A 19,260-nucleotide genomic window follows, 5' to 3' on the forward strand; every position below is an offset into this window, starting at 1 on the left:
GCACGTTCATGGTTATTCGACAACGACAGACAGTGTCGAACCGGTGTAAACCGGGCGTAGCTTCACATCACCACTGTCGATCGATGCAAAGGCTCCGGCAAGACCGTCCGTTCTCAAAACCTCGAACCGGGTTCCGGCAGATGGCGCTGCACCATCAAACTTAAGGTGGAGGCTTCCACCGTCGATTTGCGCGTGGCCCTTGATCTCAACAGGGCCGTTAGAGAGATCAACAGCAAGCGTTCCGCTCGTGATAACGAGGCTGCCGGCACCAAGGGCATTGGCTGATGCTGCAACAAGCGTTCCCTCATTCAGAACAGTTCCACCGCTATAGCTGTTTTTGCCGCTCAGTGTGAGGGCGCCGCTTCCCGATTTGACGAGGCGCCCTGCTCCAGAAATGTCATTTGTCCAGCGATCTGCCGCGTTGAAGCCACCGGCAGCAGCATCCATGGTGACGTTGATGTCGCCGTCAAACGAACCGTAACCGGCAGCGGCAGCAACGAGATTGATGCGACCCCAGCCATTGCTGTCATCAAGCAATGGATAACCCGCCTCGATCCCCGTTGAGAAGAGAACAGCCCGGCGCTGGGCAACGTCGAGATAGGGCAACCGCGTTTCCAGAAGAACCTCTGCGCCCTTCGGAACAACCATCGTCGCATGACCAACGCCTGCCTTGCGGCTGAAGGAGAATGTCATCCGTTCGCGGTAATCGGCCTTGTTGGCCGTTTCATCTACGAAACGGTCGAGGCTTGCGTCCTGGCTGTGGGCGAAGGCCAGCAAAGATTGTCCCTCCGGCAGGCGTTTCTTGAAATAGGCCTGCAACTCGTCATAAGCCGCCTTCTTGGCATCTGCATTTTTGGGGTCCTGCAGCATTGCGGCAGCCATGGCGGTTGCCGAGATCCGGCCACCGATGACATCGAGAGGCGAATGCATGCCAGCGACAACCCGGCTCTCACCCAGTTCAGAAGCCATCGTCAGCAACTCGGAAAACCGCTCCGGCACTGCATAAGCGTATGCGATGGCAGCGAGATAAGCGGCATTGGTGTGACCGCTCGGAAACCCGCCGTCTTTCGGGCGCCCGCGATTTTCGCGGGCATATTTCAATGCCGGGACAATCACGCCTGGATCATTCTCGTAAGCCTCAAACTTGCGGTCACCGATCGTCTCGGTCCCGATCTCGTTGACCTCACCCTTGTCGTTCATGCGCCAGGGACGTGGTGAGGAATAGAAATATTTGGCCGGCGAAGTGGTCCCTTCAGGGCCTCTCATCACCTTCGTGAATGCAACGAAATCATTGAGTTCGGAATCAGGCGCACCGGCTTCCGTACCCTTGTCGTCTTCCTTGCGTTCGATAATCTCGTTCGGATTGAAATCCGCAAGCGTGTGATTGATCGTTGTCGTCGCACCGGCACCCTCGCGATACCATTGAGCAAGTGGGCCCATGCCCTCGATCACGCTGTAACCCTGCGAACGGCGGTCATTCATATAGGCCGCGAACGCTCTCTCGGGTGTTCTGTTCTTGCCCGTTACGGAGAGAACGTATCGCATGTTCTCTTCCCAGACTGCGGGATCGACGATCCTGACGTGGCTGAAATCGGTCGGGCCGTCGCCATTCGCGCCACCATCAGCCCATTTTTCATCGCCCAGTGTCCAGATCCGGTTAAAGCCTGAGAGGATGTCGATGACCGGGTTGTCTTTATCATCATATGCCCTGACATCCTTGCCCTCGGCGGTCTTGCCGATCTGGTTGCGGTAGTTATCCGCGAAGGGCAACGGGTACTGGGTGGCCGGCTCCGGCACCAAAATCGAATAACCCTGGCCTTGTGGTGCGCTATTATCGAATGCACCGGCACCTGCAACAGTGGTCAGGAGAGAGACGGTGGCAAGCAAGGTCAGCCGCAGGGGCGGAAAATACGAGTTCACTCTGGCCATGATGTTGAATCCCATGATTTTTTAAGCGTTACGCAATCTACTAAGACAGCCGGAATCAATCTCCGGCTTGCAGCCGGGAGCTCTAGTTCGCCGAGATTGCAGTTTTGAGACAAAGGACAACAAGCGCTGCTGCGCCTTAGATTTGTCCTAAGAGCAGCCCCAAACGGGGTTGCCCGGCGAGACTGACAACAGTCCCGTCGCATGCGATCTAGAATAAGACGGCGCCCTAGCGCCGCCTTAAGCTTCGAAGAGATTATTTCTTGACGGCAACGGCTTCGTTGATCTTTGCCACGTCGTCTTCCAGAACCTTGTAGGTCTGGTCGAGCGTCAGCTCACCGACGATAAGCTGGCTCATGCGCTGGACGATCTGCTGGTAGACGGCAGTGCTACCCTTCGAATGTTCGAATTCGCGTGCGGCCTGGGGTACGTTCTTCTGATTGTCGAGGAAGACCTTCATCGCTGCCTTGGCATCTTCGCTCTTCAGCTTGTATTGCGGATCGGTGATTTCGGCGCCCGTCAGGACCACGTAGTTTTCAGCAATTTCACGCTGCACCTTTTCGGAGCCGAGGAACTCGATGAAGTGGGCCACGTCCTCAGGATATTTGGTGCGCTTGAAACCGACAACCGCTGTGCCACCTGACATGGTGTAGCAACCAGCCTCGCCGCAAGGCGCGCTAAGGGCAGCCCACTCGAATGCATCACCGATCTTGTTCTGGAAGGGGTTCACCATCCAGTTGCCGGCAAGATATGTCACGACGTTTCCGTTAACGAATTCGTCGCCCATGTTCTTGTACTGCGAGCCACCGGCAGCGCCCCACATCTCCTTGGGGAAGCTTCCGTTCTGCGTCCAGGAATAAACGTCGGCGATATATTTTTTCGTCGCATCGTCAGGGAAGCTGAACTTGCCATCCTTCACGTAGGATGCCCCATAGGAAAAGGCACCGCCGGAAAACCGGTGGCCGGACCGATCCATGGTGAAGGGGATCTGTACGCCGGTTGCTTTTGCAACACGAGCTGACGCCTCGACGATCTCACTGAATTTGGCCGTTGGTCCAGGTACCGGCTCGCCGGCCTGCTCGAACAATGTCTTGTTGACGAATGGCAGATTGAAGGTCTGCGAGGCGATATAGCCATTGAGCGACTGCGGATCGTTGATGCCTTTCAGACGAAGACGGTCAAGGCTCGTTCCATGCAGCTTTGCAAAACCTTCCGGGTCTTTCATGTAAGGCCGCATGTCGAGATAAAAGGGTGCGAGCTGCCAATCGGTGATCTTGGCAACGTCAGGTCCTTCGCCGACGGCCAATTGTACGGGCAACTGCTTGGAGACAGCGTCATAACCCGACGACACAAAATTCACTTTAACGTCCGGATTGGCCGCCTCGAACTCCTTGCTGAGTGCAGCCATCCGTTGCACATAGCCCTGATCGTCATCGGTGAATAGAAACGTGATCGTTCTGGTTTCCGCCTGCGCTGCAGACAAGCTCGCGAGCGTAACAAAAGCAAGGGCGCTGACGCCCGAAAACAACTTCAGCATGCACAACCTCCCAATGAAAACTTTTTCACAAATCGAACTGAAGCTCCTCTGATCAATTCGATTTCGGATGTTTTGCGACTTGACAGAACAAACGTCAAGCTGTTTCTTCCCAACAAATTCGACAGTTCGGACCGCAATCGCAAATTCCGCTCTGTGAAATTATTTTCATAATGATCGACGGGAGGCGATCCACTATGACTGATGAGCCCTTTGTGGCGACACGTTCGGCACCCACATATACAGTTGAAAAAGGTGACACCGTCACGGCCTGGGTCGTCTCGAAGCTGATCAAGACTGCATTTCCCGGGATTGCCGCACCGGCCGAAGACCGCGTCAACTATCATTTCATCAACGGCTTCGTCGATGTCGGTGACCTGCCCTGCCGCAAGGCCTTTCAAAGCACAATGATCGGCCGCAACATCGCGCCCGACGCAGACTGGGCCGTTTCTCATCTCAACCTGCCGGGTTCGAACCGCCGCGTCGAGTTTACCGGCTTCTGGCATGTCCCGACCCATGTCCGCCGCTGGCTGAAGGGAACGTTTCGTACCGAAACGGCCCGTACCGTTGATCTGCGGCTTGCGACCTGCGGGGGCGTTCGGATCTGGGTCAACGGGGTCGAACAGGTTCGGTTTGAACCCTTCATCCGTAACGTCGAAAACAAATGCGAGATCAGCCTTCGCCTTGAGGCCGGAGACAACGAGATCCTCCTTCATTGCGAGGATCTGGCCGAGCGCGACATCATCTGGTTCTTTGAACTGGAGGTCATCGACAACCATGCCCTGACGGTTGTGCTTCCTGTTGCTCTCGACAGGGACGAGACGAGCCGACTTGCCGCTCTGGTGCGCGACATCAGGCCGGCGCTCGATGTCTTTGTCGACACGCCGCTCGAACTTGTCTTCGACGCAGCGACCGACAAGCCATTACCAATCCAAGTCGCCGTCACAAGTCACGGCCATGACCGCGCCGTTCTCGCCAGCATCGAAACCGTACTGACGCCCGGGCAAACCTCGCTCAAAATACCCCAGACTGTCGGCATTGCGGATGGCTATCATGGCGTGAAGGTCACGATTGGCTCGGGCACAGGGACTGTCACCCGGTCGATCGACGCTGCATTCATGAGCAATCTCGACCCGGTCGACGCAGGCGACGAGATCGAGGCGAGAAAGGCAGCAGCCCTCTCATTCAGCGCACGGTACGGCGCCTGGCGCATCGGACGGGCGCTTGCGATGGTCGCGACCGGTAGCGATGACAACGAGGCGATCGACGGGATCATCACGTCGACGCTTCATTCGATCGACGCGCGAGAAGATTGCTCGGACTTTGTTCTTGTGCCGCTTCTATGGCTTTTGCGCGCCTATGGCGACCGGCTGCCAGTCGAGACCGTGGCAAGGATCAATCAGTCAATCGTCAATTACCGCTACTGGGTTGATGAACCCGGCAATGATGTCATGTGGTTCTGGAGCGAGAACCACGTGTTGTGCTTCCACACCAGCCAGTTGCTGGCAGGTGATTATTTGCCTGATGCCATGTTTACTGCCTCTGGCCGCACCGGACGCCAGCAGGCCGCACTCGCTTCCGAGCGCCTTGCCCGCTGGTTCGAAAGTGTGGAGGGGCATGGTCTCGCCGAGTGGAATTCGGCCGCCTACTACCCGGTGGACTTCATCGGGCTCCTTGCCATCGAACATTGGGCTCATCCGGAGCTTGCCGCCCGTGCGCGCCATCAGCTTGATCTCATCTTCGAGATGATCGCGCTCCACACCTTGAATGGTGTTCCCTCGGGGTCTCAGGGGCGCGCCTACGACAAAGAGTTACGCGCCGGTCCTCTCACCGAGCTTGCTCCTTTTGCCCAGGTCGCATTTGGCAAGGGCTGGCTGAATGGTGGCGTTGCATCGCTTCCGATGTTTTGCTGCGGCGGCTATCTGCCGCCTGCAAGGCTGACCTCTCTCGCTGCACTTGATGAAAACCGAGTGATCGAGGCGAGGTACGCGCAGGGTCTCGAGGCCGGTAAACTTGTGCTCTTCAAGAACGAGGCAGCACAACTCTCAACCGTGGTGGACCACAAGACCGGACGTAAGGGCCACCAGCAGCACGTCATGGACATCAAGCTTGCCGGCCACCCGATGGCACGACTCTGGGTCAACCATCCCGGCGAAGACGATCCCTGGGGAACACAGCGTCCATCCTACTGGGCCGGAAGCGGCATTCTGCCCCGCGTTGCACAGCACCGTGATCTGGCAATGCTGATTTTCGATACGGCCGATCATCGTAACGACTGGACACACGCCTATCTCGGGCGCGACGGACTGGATGAGACAATCCAGGACGGCAACTGGCTGATTACCCGTGCTGGCCGCGGCTTTGCTGCTCTTTATGCAAGCAATGGCCTTGAAGCGATCATGACTGGCGCGACCGCCGGACGCGAAGTTCGCTCCTATGGGAAACGTTGCGGCTGGATCGGCATTATCGGATGCGGCGATCAAGAGGATTTTTCGCGCTTCCGCGCCAGGGTGCTCGCAACGGAGGTGGCCTTTGATACCGAGCGCCGCGTGTTGACCGCGACCCCGCCCGGCAGCCCTCAAATCAATCTTTCATGGGACGGCGTATTCACCATTGGCGAGAAGGCAATGGCTTTTAATCACGAGCAACCCCAGCCCGAACTGACGCTCGACAGCAACAAGAGCGCTGCGAGCAATGCCCATCAGCTTTTCTATTCATGAGCGGACACATCAGATGAACCAGACACAGACGAATAACGACGCCCTGAAGACCACAATAGACAAGGTCGCGGTCGCCTTCAGCCGCCTCAAGGGCATTCAGGAGGGCTTGGTCAATGGCAGTGCCGACGGCAAGATCCAGTTCGATGAGTGGGACTGGGAGGTCGGCGTCGGCCTTTACGGCTTCCTGCGCCGGGCATTGGCAGCGAACGACAGCAAGGCGATTGATGACCTCGTCACATGGTATAGCTGGCAGATCGAGCGCGGTATTCCGCCACGCCAGATCAACAGCTCCGCACCGATGCTGCCCTTGGTCATCCTGACCGAATATGTCGACCGGCCGGATTTCCGTGCTCTCGTCGAGGACTGGGCAGACTGGCTGGTCCACAAATTGCCGAAGACCGAAGACGGTGGATTTCAGCATGTCGTCAAGGAGCGACTGAATGACGGCGAACTGTGGGATGACACGCTCTTTATGGCATGCCTGTTTCTCGCCCGTGCCGGCGTTGTCTGCAAGCGGCAGGACTGGATCGACGAGGCGGTCTACCAGTTCGTCATTCACGCCCGTTATCTGTCCGACCCTGTCACGGGCCTCTGGTACCACGGCTGGACCTTCAATGGCCGTCACAACTTTGCCAACGCCTTCTGGGCACGTGGCAATTCCTGGATTACGGTCGCCATCCCGGAACTTTTCGAACTCGTGCCTTCACTGGCAGGGAAGGACAAACGGTTCCTGGCAAATGTTCTGGCCAGCCAGGTGAAATCCTTGCGCCGGTTTCAGCGCGAGGACGGCATGTTCCACACGCTCCTCGATGACCCGACGTCACCGGTCGAAACCTCGGCAACCGCCGGGATCGCCTATGGCATCCTGCGCGGTATCGAGGCGGGCATCCTCAGCAATGACAATCGTCCCCTTGCAGACGATGCTTTGAAGGCAGTGCTTGGCAATATCGATGCCGATGGCGTCGTCCACGGTGTCTCGGATGGGACGCCGATGGGACATGACCTCGATTTCTACCGCCGCATTCCAAATCTGCCGACGCCCTACGGACAGGCTTTGACGATGCTCCTCCTGATCGACGTCTCCCTTGAAGAGGACAAGGCAGCATGAACAGGCCGGCCTTCGACATCTTATCGACCGGCAGCGAGGCTACCGACGAAATCCAGACGGCAATCGATAACGTTAGCAACGCTGGCGGCGGACGCGTCACACTCAAAGCTGGACGCCACATCACCTCTGGCCTGACATTGAAGAGTGGCGTCGAGTTGCATCTTGAAGAAGGCGCGGTTCTCGCCCCCCTTCCCGATTATGAGGCTTATCGATCAACCTCCGTATCCGTGATTGCCGAAAGCTCTGACCGCGGCATGATCGTTGCGAAGAACGCGCACGATATCGCCATCACCGGCCCCGGCGCCATTGAGGCCGGCGGCGAGCATTTCATTATCGGCGATGATCAGGCCATGGGGACCTGGATCCCGGCGGCCCTTCGCCCGCGTGTCGTGGTTTTCGAGGGATGCAGCAATGTGCGCCTTGAATACCTCGATGTGACGGGATCGCCTATGTGGTCGCTCCACATGATCGATTGTGAAGACATTCTCTTCAAAAATGTCACTGTTACCAACGATCGCCGCCTGCCCAACACCGATGGCATCGTACTTGATGCATGCCGTCGGGCGGTGATTGAGGATTGCAGGATATTCACGGCAGACGACGGCGTGGTGCTGAAGACCAGCGCCGGGCCGGATGGAGAGGCCGTCGGGCGCTGCGAAGACATCATCGTTCGCCGATGCGATGTTTCAAGCATGAGCTGCGCGCTGAAGCTCGGCACCGAATCCTTCGGTGATTTCGCCAATATCACCTTTGAAGATTGCAGGATTACGCAATCCAACCGGGCACTTGGCCTGTTCTCGCGCGACGGCGGCGCACTCAGCAATATCCGGTTTGCGCGGATTGATGTGGACTGCCAGGAAACGCCAGGCGGTTTCTGGGGATCAGGGGAAGCCTTGACGGTCACTGTTGTCGATCGCAGGCCGGAGCGACCGGCAGGAAAGGTCGAAAATCTGACCGTCGAGGATCTGACCGGCCGCATGGAAGGTGCGATCAATATGGTCTCCGTTTCTGAAGCAGGTATCCACAACGTCAAGCTTGAGCGGGTTCGCCTCTCGCAGGAAAAGGGCAAGCTTGGAACGGGTACGCAATACGACATTCGCCCCACCAATGCCGATCTCGCCCCAAGCCCAGAGGCGGCAGGACGGGCCAATGCCTGGACATGCGATGAGGACGGCAAGATTGTCGGGCTCGAAGACTACCCTGGCGGAATGCCAGGTATTTATCTCGAAGGCGTGCACGGCTTTTCCGCTGAAAGCGTCGACATCACAAGAACAATGCCCTTGCCAGAGGGCTGGAATGCAGAAGAGCTCGTCGAAGCGGCGAACTCGCCTGAAGGGAGCAGGTAATGGGAAGTCTTAAACTTGCAAACCTCAACAAGGCATTTGGTGCCGTACATGTTCTCCATGACATCGATCTCGACATCAACGACGGGGAGTTCGTTGTGTTCGTCGGCCCGTCGGGCTGCGGAAAATCGACGCTTCTGCGCATCATTGCCGGCCTTGAGGACATTTCATCGGGGAATATTTCGATCAGCGACCGTGATGTGAGCGCGCTTTCACCAGCCGAGCGGAAGATCGCCATGGTTTTCCAATCCTATGCGCTTTATCCGCATATGAGCGTCCGCAAAAACCTTGCCTTCGGCCTCGAAAATCTTCGTTTCAAACGCGCCGAAATCGAAAGCCGGATCAACGAAGCAGCCCGCATGCTGGCAATCGAGCCCTATCTCGACCGCAAGCCGCGTCAGCTCTCCGGGGGCCAGCGCCAGCGCGTTGCGATCGGTCGTGCCATTGTGCGAGAACCGGATATCTTCCTGTTCGATGAACCGCTTTCCAACCTCGATGCGGCGTTGCGCGTCCAGACACGTGCCGAAATCACCAGGCTGCACCGCGACATCAAAACGACGATGATCTACGTCACCCACGACCAGGTCGAAGCCATGACAATGGCTGACAAGATCGTGGTCCTGCGTGCCGGACGCGTCGAACAGGTCGGCAGCCCGCTCGAACTTTTCGACAATCCACGCAATCTTTTTGTGGCCGGTTTCCTCGGATCGCCGCGCATGAACATCATCAAGGGACGTGTGGTGACATCAAGCGATGGCACGATAGCAATCGATGCGGGTTATGGCGCACCCTTGCCTTGCCTTGTCGACCCTTCCGCCGTGACGGTTGGTCAGAAGGTTATGGCCGGTATCAGGCCATCGCATTTTGCCATTTCACAGGATGGCGGCCTGCCGTTCGAGGTTCAGTACTACGAGAGCCTCGGGACAGAAACCTATATCTACGGTAACCTTCAAGGCCAGAAGGATCCGATCATCATTCATCAGGCAGGTCACTTCGCCCCTGTATCCGGTTCCGTCCTGAAGATCGCCCCGGCGCGTGAACGCGTCCATGTCTTCGATCCGGTCACGGAACTGGCCTTGCCGCGCCTTGCCGACAAGGGGAGAGGTTAGGATGGCTGCTCCCAATATATCAGGAATTGCCGATCGGGCCCTTGAAGCGGCAATGGCGCTGATCGAGCGCCCGCTCAACGGTATAGAAAGGGTGATCGGCAGAAAGCGCATGCCGTACCTCTTCCTGATGCCAAACCTCGTCCTTTTTGGCATCTTCACATTCCTGCCGATCGCAATCGCCGTCGGTTACGCCTTTACAGGCGGCACCGAGCTTCTGATATCGGATCGTCCCTTCGTCGGTCTCGACAATTTCAGCAAATTGCTGGATTGCACGAGCTACATGGACCCGGGAAGCTGCCGTGAATCGCTCTTCTGGACGGCGATCTGGAACACGCTGTGGTTTGTTGCCTTCAATGTCATCGCGACCCTTTTCGTGGCCCTGGTCACGGCGCTGATCCTCAACCGGGCGATTGCCGCGCGCGGTTTCTTCCGGGCAATGTTCTTCTACCCCGTTTTGCTTTCGCCTGTAGTCATCGGCCTGATCTGGAAGTGGTTCCTCGATCGTAACGGGCTGCTCAATGCGTTCTTCCAGATGCTCGGCGTTCCCCCTGAGATTTTCCTTCTGGACGTCGGCTGGTCGCGCTTCTTTGTCGTCGTTGTATCTGTCTGGTTCCATATGGGCTTTTACACACTGATCCTGCTGGCTGGCCTTCAGGCCATTCCAAAAGATCTTTATGAAGCGGCCGCGATTGATGCTGCCTCGCCACGGCGCACTCTTTTTCGGATCACGTTACCGCTGCTCGGGCCCAACCTTCTTGTCGTGCTGATCCTTCTCATGATCCGCTCGGTACAGATCTTCGATGAGGCCTGGGTGCTGACCAATGGAGGCGGGCCCGGTACCGCCAACACCTTTGTCGTTCAATATATCTACCAGATGGCATTCGGCAGCGATCTGAGGCTGTTTGGCCTTGCCTCCGCCGCGTCCGTGCTGATGGGCCTTGTGCTCCTCATCCTGACACTCGTGCAGCTACGCCTCGGTAAGAAGATGGAGTCCTGATCATGTCCGGCAATCGCAACGCAATCGGGTTCCTCACCAGAACCCGCCGCCCGGGACGGGTCGACCTGACCGACATCCTCTCCTGGGTTTGGCTGATCGGCGGGACCCTGGCCGTCCTCGTCCCCGTGGTGTGGGCCGCCATGTCCTCGATGAAACCGGAAGCGGAAATCACCCGTTTTCCGCCAAGCCTCCTGCCGCGCACCGCAGTTCAGGTTGAGGTTCAGGGTTATGACAAACCGTTGAGCCTCTGGAACGTCACCATCAATGGTGAGGCGCATGAAATGGCGATGGTCCGCCGCATCGGCATCAAGGCTCAGATGGTCGATCCGAAGGCGCCCGGTGAGCCTGTCAGCGTCGACACACGCGAAATTTCGCCGGTCCAGCGCCTGACCATTGCAACCGAAAACTTCACTGACCCCCTCACGCAGTTCAGCTTTCTGACCTTTCTCAAGAACTCCGTCTTCGTCACGACAGTGGCAACGATCCTCACCCTGATCGTCAACGCCATGGCAGCCTTCGCGCTTTCGAAATACAAGTTCCGTGGCGACAAGGCGATTTTCGTGCTGATCATCTCGACCATGATGATCCCGCTCACCGTCGTCATGGTGCCCGCTTATCTGGTGGTTGTCGGTGTTGGTCTCGTGGACAATCTCTGGGGCGTCATCATTCCGACCGTCGCCACGCCGACAGGTGTTTTCCTGCTACGACAATATATGCTGACTATTCCAGATGAGTTGATCGAGGCGGCTCGCGTCGATGCTGCCAGTGAGTTCAGGATTTTCTGGCGTATCATCTTGCCTTTGACCGCACCGGCACTTGCAGTGCTTGCGATCTTCTCGGTTCTATGGCGCTGGAACGACTTTCTCTGGCCGTTGATCGTGCTTTCCAGCCGCGAGAACTTCACGTTGCAGGTAGGCCTCAATTCGTTCCAGGGCGAATTCTCGGTTCAATGGCACTATATTCTCGCCATGACCTTCCTCAGCCTTGCGCCTGTTACGCTCGTGTTCCTGTTCCTGCAGCGTTACATCACCACCGGTATTGCCGGGACGGGAATGAAATAAGAGCGTAAGGCTATTTCGGGGGCGGCGCGATGCTGCCCCTGAGAATGAGACGACAGCCCAGTTCCAGCCTGTGTGCCGGGCGTGACGGATCGGCAGCCACAAGTCGTTGCTCGAGCAGGGAAAGGGCAGCACCTCCGAGCCTGTCGGCCGGCAGCTGTATGGTGCTCAAAGGCGGCGCGCTGAAAGTCGCCGGCATGATGTCATCAAAACCCAGGACGGAAACGTCCTCGGGGACCCGAAGCCCAGCTTCCGTCAGGGCCTTAAGACAGCCGAGTGCCAGATTGTCTGCCGCACAGAAGACCGCCGTCGCATTGCGCAGCGGCGGATTTTCCTGAAGGAGGGCCTGAATTGTCCGTTCACCGCATTCAGGCTCGTAGCTTTCTGCCTCGACAATCATATCCGCGGGGACGGGTAGACCTGCAGCAAAGAACGCGTCGCTATAACCATCGTAGCGGCGGCGGATTGTTGTGCGGCCTTTCCAGGTGATGTGCAGAACCTTGCGATGTCCGAGAGACAGAAGGTGCTCGATACCGAGCCTGGCGCCAAAACGGTTTTCGGCCGTCACCGTATCGACGACCATGGCCGGGTCCTCGCCATTGATGAGGACGACGGGCTTGTGCAATGCAGCCAGTGCCTGGACGAGTTCCTGACGGTCGTCGTTCAAGACGACGATACCATCGACATTTGAGGCCGCAGCAACCTCTCCCACCTCGGCTGGATCGAGCCGGTTGCTCGCACTGACGAAGGGTACGATGCGAATTCCGCGCCTTTCGCATTCACGCCGAAAACCATTCAGCATGGTCCAGCTTACCATGTTGAGATCGCTTTGGGGCGCTGCGTCATTGGTCATTGCCAAGAGCACGACACGCAAAGTCGCAATGGTTGCTTTCTGTCTCCGGTTTTCGAGATAACCGAGAGAGCGGGCAGCCTCAAGGACGCGCTCGCGAACCTCTACTGTCAGCGGTGCTGTTCCGTTGATGGCGTGGGACGCCGTGCTCAGCGAAACATTCGCCTCACGCGCAACATCCTTGAGTGTCGGTTTCCTATCGACCCTCATGCGGCAGAGCCGGTCAACCACTGGTCTGCGGATGGCGCGGGCGGCATGCAACTCAACTCCCTGCAGAAGGCTTCTGAAACATCCGACGTCTGTATCGGAATATTTCCAAGACTATAACATCGCCTGCAAAAGCGGAATCGATTTCTGTGCTTTGCTCGCCTTTGTGTACACTCATCGCGAGGTGACTATATTGACAGGCTTGTTTGCCCTTTCAGGAATCGAAGTCCTGAAGATTGGCTGCGCAGAACAGCCGCAATTCAGGCCTCTTGACTGTCGAGAACTTCGAGCCAGCGACGCCGAGTTGGGAGAGGATGTGCCGCATAGCCCATCTTGCCTGCCGGTCCGGGTCCTGGTCGAGCACGAAATCAGAACCTTGCACCAGTGTCCCTGACGAGACGAATGGTAGAAGGCACCGGCTGAGAATGAAACTTTAAAACGCGGCCTCTCACATCCTGCGCGGCGATTTCGGGCAATCATCCCGTATTGAAGGTTGCATCACCCTCGAATACACGTTTTCATCTGTCCATGATCGAAGACCTAGAGCAAATTGTGAAAACGGTCCTGCCGGTTGACCCCAGCTTCCGTTCTATTGGACGCAAGGAACTGGATCGTCACATTATCGAGGCCCGTGAGAGAGCGCTCGCGAACTCGAAGGATGATTTCCTGCTTTCCGTGATGCGCCTTCTCGCACTTCCGGCGAACGGGCATACACGACTGATCCCAAACGATGCCATTTCGGTTCTCCCCCTGCGGTTCGTGGCAATCGGCACCGCCACACGCCTGCTCAATGCCACGTCAGAGTTTTCAGAGGCGATAGGGGGCGAGTTGATATCCATCAATGGTGTTCCCGCAGGCGAGATCGAACTATCTGCAGAGACATATTTGGCGGGGACACCGCAACGAAAACGCGTTATCGGCGCCATCCTTTTCGCCTGGCCAGGCGCATTGCAGCGCCTCGGCGTTTGGTCAGGTAGCGACAAGATCACGTACAAGATATGCGACAATACCGGACGGATCAGCGAACTGTCTCTCGACGCCGCAAATCTGGTTCCGACATCCACATTCTACCCGCGAAATGAGCATGGAAAAGCCGACGCATCCTGGCTGCCCAAGCCCTATTGCGGGGTCAAAGACTTCGGCCAGCCCGGCATGCTCATGATCCTCCCGAGTTTTTTCGATCCCGGAGAAACTGAACTTTCGAGTGCGATTGTCGAGGCGGCAGAACGCGTCAGTTCGCGCCCCGGCAGTCCCCTCCTCATTGACATTCGCGGAAATACCGGCGGCGACTTTCTTCGCACCATGCCTTTGATCGACGCGATCTCGCGCGGGTCTGAAGATCGCCGGGTCGGTTTGCTGGTCGACAAATTCTCCTTTTCCGCCGCGGTCGTCTTTGCCGCCATCCTGAAGGACCGTCTGGGAGAGCGGCTCGTGCTTATCGGGGAAGAAATGGGGGACGGGCTGACATTCTTTGCAGAAGGTGGAACAATCGACCTGCCTTCAAGTGGAGCGGTCGTTCGATATTCTACAGCCTTTCATGATTGGGCGGGTGGTCGCATCGACGAGACGACTCCGGCCGAGATCGCTCAACGAATTGTCTCTATCGGAGACCTAAAACTGGACCATTCCTGGGTCGCGAATTCGGATGATACTGAAACGCTCGATCGGTTCTGCCTAAAGGTTTTCGACAGTCTGAATACCTGAACAGCCGCTTGACCCCGCATTGCTTCCGCCCGTCCCCGGGCATGATTTGGGTCATTCCGACACCGGCATAACGCACAGAGTCGGTACACGGCCTGGATGCGCGACGAGTGAAAGAGGGGTAACACCAAAGGGGGTTTCAGACGCTTTGGATCGCTCTCAATCCGCAGTGTAAAACTGCTAACTTCGATAAACAGAAAGATATCATAACCCACTGATCTCTGATAGGTTTTGACCGAAATCGGTTCGGTCGGACTTTGTCTGTCTGGGCCAGTCTAGGACACCAGATCGGACGAAGATTACCGCGATGATGCAAGACATGGGCGAATGGCAACCGGTTCAGCTTCCGGCTGCACGAACCTTCGAAATCCGCTCGCGGCGCACCGGTGAAACCTATCGCGTGCTTGTGCGCCTTCCATCCGAGCCACCTCCCCCATCGGGCTATCCCACCTTGTGGATGCTTGACGGCGACGCAAGCTTCCCGCTGATCTTCAGTCAACCGGCGCACGGCCTGTTTCCCAAAACGTCAGCCGGCGACAAGCGCGGTCTAACTGTTGCAATCGGCTTTCCCGGAGGCGCGCCCTTCGACGCCCCGGCAAGATCGCGCAACTACACGCCGAAACCTGATCGAGAGACGGGCGATCTTGTCTCGAGCGGATTTGGTGGCGCCGATGACTTCCTGCATTTCCTTGCAGAAGAGCTCAGACCTGCCCTTTGTGAGCGCTATCCGCTGGATCCAGAGCGGCACACGCTGTTCGGGTTTTCCTATGGTGGGCTGTTCACCGTCCATACGCTTCTCCACTGTCCATTCTATTTCCAGCGCTATTGGGCAGCCAGCCCATCGCTCTGGTTCAGCGATGCGATGATGATGCGCCGTTTAAGGCAAGATGCAGGATCGTTGACAGCAGAGCGCGTGGTTCTCACCGTTGGCAAGGATGAGCAATATGCGACACATGCCTTGCCGGCGGGGCGGCAGGATCACCTGTCAAAACGGGCCATGGTCGACAATATTTCTGAGGCTGCCGAGCTAATCCGCAAGGCCAATCCCACCTTGAAAATTGAGCTCACCGTTGCTGCCGATCACGACCATTTCGACATGCTCCTGCACGGCGTCAGGCGCGTAAAGGCGATGGCATTCGGCGAAAGCGAGATCGACGGATAAAGTTTGGACAAAATAGCAAACGACCCGAAACCTTGGTTCCGGGTCGCTTTATTTCAGCTTCGCTTCTAATGAAATCAGAAGGTCGTGCCGATCTTGAAGACGAAGCTGCGCGGTTCACCGTAGAAGTTGAACACCGAGGTACCGCCGACGCGTTCATAGTAGGTCTTGTTGAAGACGTTGTTGACCGTCAGGCTCGCCGTGACATGGTCGTTGAACTTGTATCCGGCCTGCAGATCAACCACGCCATAGCCCGGAGCATTGATGGTGGTTGCGCCACCTGCAGCAGTTCGCGACACGTTTTTGAATGACGAGAAGAGCTTCACACCACCGCCGACAAAGAAACCGTCTGTCCAGTTACCCGTGCCTTCAAACGTGTATTTGGTGAAGAGCTGTACCATATGCTCCGGCGTGTAGTATTCGGAACCTGCTGCGCGTGTCGTGTTCTTGTATTCTGTATCCGTATAGGTGTAGCCGGCCATCGCTTCCCAGTTCGGGAGGATTTCGCCATTGACCTCGAATTCGATACCGCGCATGTGCGCTTTACCGAGGGCGAGGTAATAGTTGGTGTTGTTCGGATCGGTGACGGCACGGTTTTCATCCGTCAGATCGAACCAGGCAAGCGAAGCATTCAGACCATCGGTCAGTTCTGCCTTCAGGCCGACTTCATACTGTTCGCCGGTACGGGGATCGATGATCGCACCGGACGCGTCGACTGCCGACTGCGGCTGGAAGATCTGGGTATAGCTCGCATAGGCCGACAGACGGTCGGTCAGATCGTAGACAATACCGGCATAAGGTGTGAACTCGCCGTTGACCTTGACCTCGCTGCTACCAGACTGCGCGTCATACCAGCTAAAGCGACCGCCACCGATCAAAGTAAGCCTGTCGATTGGCTTGATACGCCATTGGCCGTAAATGCCGTACTGGTCGCTCTCGGTTTCCGTCGCACTGCCGAACGTGACTGTCGGCTTGGCCAGATGGGTGTTCCAGTTATAAAGGTTTTGAGCGCCGGCAATCACCCCTGTCGCTGATCTCAGGCTGTCATCGCTGCCGCGATAGTCAACACCGGCAATGATGTTGTTTTCCAGACCAAAGACTTCGAATGGGCGGCTGATATGGGCGTCGAGCGAAACCGAATCCTGCTCATAATCGCGTGCCAGCCAGCGCGTGCCGGTGGTGACGACGCCAGATGAGTTTGCGGCACCGGCCGCATAGGCATAAAGGAAATCGACATCGACGTGCGAATAAAGGGCGGAAACCTTGGCATGGCCGCCATCTTCAAAGCGGTGTTCGATTTCAGCGATATACTGCGTGACGTTGTTTTCGAAGCTGTTCCAATCCGCTCCGGTATAGGTCGAACGCGGCAAATCGAGCAGTGTGCCATTCGCCAGCGTCGGCAATCCGTTGAACGGCGAGATGTCACGCTGCGTATGATTGATACTGAGTGTTGCTGTCGTATTTTCCGTTAGATCTGCCTGGATCGTGCCGTAGAGGACACCAACCTTGTTATCGACGCCATCGACAAAGCTGTCCTTGCCCGAGAGCACACCGACGAGGCGGCCGCGGACACGGCCGGACTTCGTCAGGGGCCCGGTGATGTCACCTTCGACGCGTTTGCCGTCCCATGAGCTCATGATCGTATTGATGCTTGCCTTGTACTCGTCCGACGCCTGTTTCAGACGCATATTGACGGCACCGGCCGGTTCGCCTGCACCACCAAACAGACCCGAGGGGCCACGCAGGATCTCGATGTGATCAACAACCGCCATGTCGGGCTGCGTGCCATAGATCGAAGAAACCGGCGTCGACAGGCCGTTCATGTAGAGCGTGTCAAATTCGAAACCACGCGAATAGAGGCTGGAACGGCCGTCGTCGTTGGTCAGAACGACGACGCCGGGCGTCTTGCGCATGACAGTATCGAGCGAAGAGAAGTTTCCGTCGTCCAGGCGCTCACGGGTGAGCACCGTTGTTGATTGCGGAACCTCGCGCAGGGTGCGGGTATCCTTGTCGCCGACGCTGATCTGTTTGGTCGTATAGCTGTTCGTGCCTTCAGTCTCGTACGTCGCACCCTCGAGCACAATCGGCGCAAGTTCGGTGGTGTCGCTCTGGCTGCTCGTGGCATCCTGCGCGCTCGCACCTGCTGCCATACCCGTTAGCACGGTGGTTGCCATGAGAATGTGTGCCAGCCGCTTCATGGTTGGCCGTTGCACGTTGATCTTAGTTCCGTTCATTTCCATACCCCTGGACGACTGGCTATTTCCACACGATTGTCGCGCCTGGCGCGCCAAACAGTACCGGACGTCCCCCGTCGCGGCTATTCTTGAGTGTGTATTTCATGTATTCGTATAGGCGGTTTTGAAAGTGCCCGCTTTCGTTAACCGCGCATAAACTTATGCAGGAGACCTCTGTGAACAGAGCCATTGCCCCTCTTCCGCCCGTAGCAGCAGATCCAAACCCAATCCTGACGCGACGCGAATTGCGAAAAAACGGCGTACGCGTGCTTGATGGCGGCGACCAGGGTGACGCGGTTGTTGCTTGCGGCCTCGTCGGAAAGGTGCGGATGGACGGCATTCATGCCAATTTCGGGCGTCGTATGCAGGTCGATGACCTGGAGATGGAAGTCGCAGTTGATGCGCAGGTTTCGATCAAGATATTCCTAGAAGGCTTTGTCGAGGCATCGTTGAACGGTGTGCCTATGCCAATGCCGCAGCGGACCGAACAGGGCCGGTGGCAGTCCTCTGCAATAATCGTTTCCCATGGAAATGGAGCGAGGCTGCGCCGGCGTGCTCGCAAGGGCCAATATCTTGACAAGATGGTCATCGGCATGTCGCGCGAATGGTTGCAGCGGTTTTCCGAAAGTGCTGAAACGCCGGAAAATTTCAGGGCGCTTCTGTGCGGAGAACCTGGCTTCTGGCAGTGGCAGCCGAACCGCAAGGTCGAGTTTCTGGCCCGGCAGATGTTCGATATTGCCGCACGCAAGCCGCCGTTTTCATCCGTACTTCTGGAGAGCCATACGCTTGCCATTGTCTACGAGGCCTTGACGACCGCGTTTGGAACGAGCCCGGAGGCAGTGATGCCACCGACCAATCTGACTGCCGCGGAGCAACAGCGGATCTATGCACTGGTGCGCTACATTGACCGCCATTCGGCACAGGAGCTCTCCGTGACAGACATGGCAAGCGAACTCGGCGCCAGTCAGGCAACACTACAGCGGCTGGTGCGCAAAGCGCATAATTGCTCTCTCAACGAGTTCATCCGCAATCGTTGGCTTGATGAAGCGCGTCAGGCCCTTCTCTTCAGCAGCCGCAGTATTTCCGACATCGCCTTCGAAGCCGGATATGTCCACCTTTCGAATTTCACCGCAGCCTTTCGCAAGCGCTTCGGCTATCCACCGTCGTCGCTTCGCAGGCACGCGGGTCCAGCCGAAGGCTGAGCCGCGCCATCGGATTTATCCTGCCGGTCGCACTCATATTTTTGTTGGCGAGCCTCTGTCAGCGATGCTAATGCTGCCGCCCGCACGGGCCAGGAGCAGACGGTAAAGCCCC

General features: G+C 57.2%; 14 protein-coding genes. 9 read left to right on the forward strand and 5 right to left on the reverse strand.

The genetic code is table 11. The annotated features are described in order from the left end of the window. Positions 1–12: 12 nt before the first annotated feature. Together FY156_17925 and FY156_17930 are read right to left on the reverse strand one after the other, a co-directional pair. Positions 13–1,929 carry a phosphatase PAP2 family protein gene (locus FY156_17925; GenBank protein ID UXS03438.1) on the reverse strand — a complete coding sequence of 639 codons (1,917 nt, stop codon included), beginning with the start codon at positions 1,927–1,929 and terminating at the stop codon, positions 13–15. Positions 1,930–2,182: 253 nt separating this feature from the next. Then, positions 2,183–3,463 carry a carbohydrate ABC transporter substrate-binding protein gene (locus FY156_17930; GenBank protein ID UXS03439.1) on the reverse strand — a complete coding sequence of 427 codons (1,281 nt, stop codon included), beginning with the start codon at positions 3,461–3,463 and terminating at the stop codon, positions 2,183–2,185. Positions 3,464–3,657: 194 nt separating this feature from the next. On the opposite strand from FY156_17930, the gene FY156_17935 reads away from it, so the two are divergent. The 6 genes from FY156_17935 to FY156_17960 are packed head-to-tail and all read left to right on the forward strand — an operon-like array spanning position 3,658 to position 11,798. After that, positions 3,658–6,180, forward strand: a complete 2,523-nt coding sequence (locus tag FY156_17935; protein ID UXS03440.1) for a hypothetical protein — start codon at positions 3,658–3,660, stop codon at positions 6,178–6,180. A 13-nt stretch (positions 6,181–6,193) separates the two neighbouring features. Beyond that, positions 6,194–7,288 (forward strand): glycoside hydrolase family 105 protein, encoded by a 1,095-nt coding sequence (locus FY156_17940; GenBank protein UXS03441.1) that lies wholly within the window; start codon positions 6,194–6,196, stop codon positions 7,286–7,288. Then, positions 7,285–8,634 carry a glycoside hydrolase family 28 protein gene (locus tag FY156_17945; protein ID UXS03442.1) on the forward strand — a complete coding sequence of 450 codons (1,350 nt, stop codon included), beginning with the start codon at positions 7,285–7,287 and terminating at the stop codon, positions 8,632–8,634. The genes FY156_17940 and FY156_17945 overlap by 4 nt, the downstream gene beginning before the upstream one ends. Then, positions 8,634–9,740: a sn-glycerol-3-phosphate ABC transporter ATP-binding protein UgpC gene (ugpC, locus tag FY156_17950; protein ID UXS03443.1), complete on the forward strand. Its 1,107-nt coding sequence runs from the start codon at positions 8,634–8,636 to the stop codon at positions 9,738–9,740. Before FY156_17945 ends, ugpC begins: the two co-directional genes overlap by 1 nt. 1 nt (position 9,741) lies before the next feature. Further along, positions 9,742–10,737 (forward strand): sugar ABC transporter permease, encoded by a 996-nt coding sequence (locus tag FY156_17955; protein UXS03444.1) that lies wholly within the window; start codon positions 9,742–9,744, stop codon positions 10,735–10,737. A 2-nt stretch (positions 10,738–10,739) separates the two neighbouring features. After that, positions 10,740–11,798 carry a carbohydrate ABC transporter permease gene (locus tag FY156_17960; GenBank protein UXS03445.1) on the forward strand — a complete coding sequence of 353 codons (1,059 nt, stop codon included), beginning with the start codon at positions 10,740–10,742 and terminating at the stop codon, positions 11,796–11,798. Positions 11,799–11,808: 10 nt separating this feature from the next. On the opposite strand, the gene FY156_17965 is transcribed toward FY156_17960, so the two are convergent. Beyond that, the gene (locus tag FY156_17965) at positions 11,809–12,855 is read right to left on the reverse strand and encodes a LacI family transcriptional regulator (protein UXS03446.1); all 1,047 of its coding nucleotides are present in this window, start codon (positions 12,853–12,855) and stop codon (positions 11,809–11,811) included. A 211-nt stretch (positions 12,856–13,066) separates the two neighbouring features. After that, on the reverse strand, positions 13,067–13,234 hold the full coding sequence (locus tag FY156_17970; GenBank protein ID UXS03447.1) for a hypothetical protein: 168 nt from the start codon (positions 13,232–13,234) through the stop codon (positions 13,067–13,069). 140 nt (positions 13,235–13,374) lie between these two features. On the opposite strand from FY156_17970, the gene FY156_17975 reads away from it, so the two are divergent. After that, on the forward strand, positions 13,375–14,556 hold the full coding sequence (locus tag FY156_17975) for a peptidase S41 (protein ID UXS05139.1): 1,182 nt from the start codon (positions 13,375–13,377) through the stop codon (positions 14,554–14,556). Positions 14,557–14,860: 304 nt separating this feature from the next. After that, positions 14,861–15,715, forward strand: a complete 855-nt coding sequence (locus tag FY156_17980; protein UXS03448.1) for an alpha/beta hydrolase — start codon at positions 14,861–14,863, stop codon at positions 15,713–15,715. Between the two features lie 74 nt (positions 15,716–15,789). Here FY156_17980 and FY156_17985 read toward each other — a convergent pair whose 3' ends face one another. Beyond that, on the reverse strand, positions 15,790–17,946 hold the full coding sequence (locus FY156_17985; protein ID UXS03449.1) for a TonB-dependent siderophore receptor: 2,157 nt from the start codon (positions 17,944–17,946) through the stop codon (positions 15,790–15,792). A gap of 176 nt (positions 17,947–18,122) precedes the next feature. On the opposite strand from FY156_17985, the gene FY156_17990 reads away from it, so the two are divergent. Beyond that, positions 18,123–19,148 (forward strand): helix-turn-helix transcriptional regulator, encoded by a 1,026-nt coding sequence (locus tag FY156_17990; GenBank protein ID UXS03450.1) that lies wholly within the window; start codon positions 18,123–18,125, stop codon positions 19,146–19,148. Positions 19,149–19,260 lie beyond the last annotated feature (112 nt).

The sequence above is a fragment of the Agrobacterium tumefaciens genome (assembly GCA_025559845.1).
Classification (GTDB): Bacteria; Pseudomonadota; Alphaproteobacteria; order Rhizobiales; family Rhizobiaceae; genus Agrobacterium.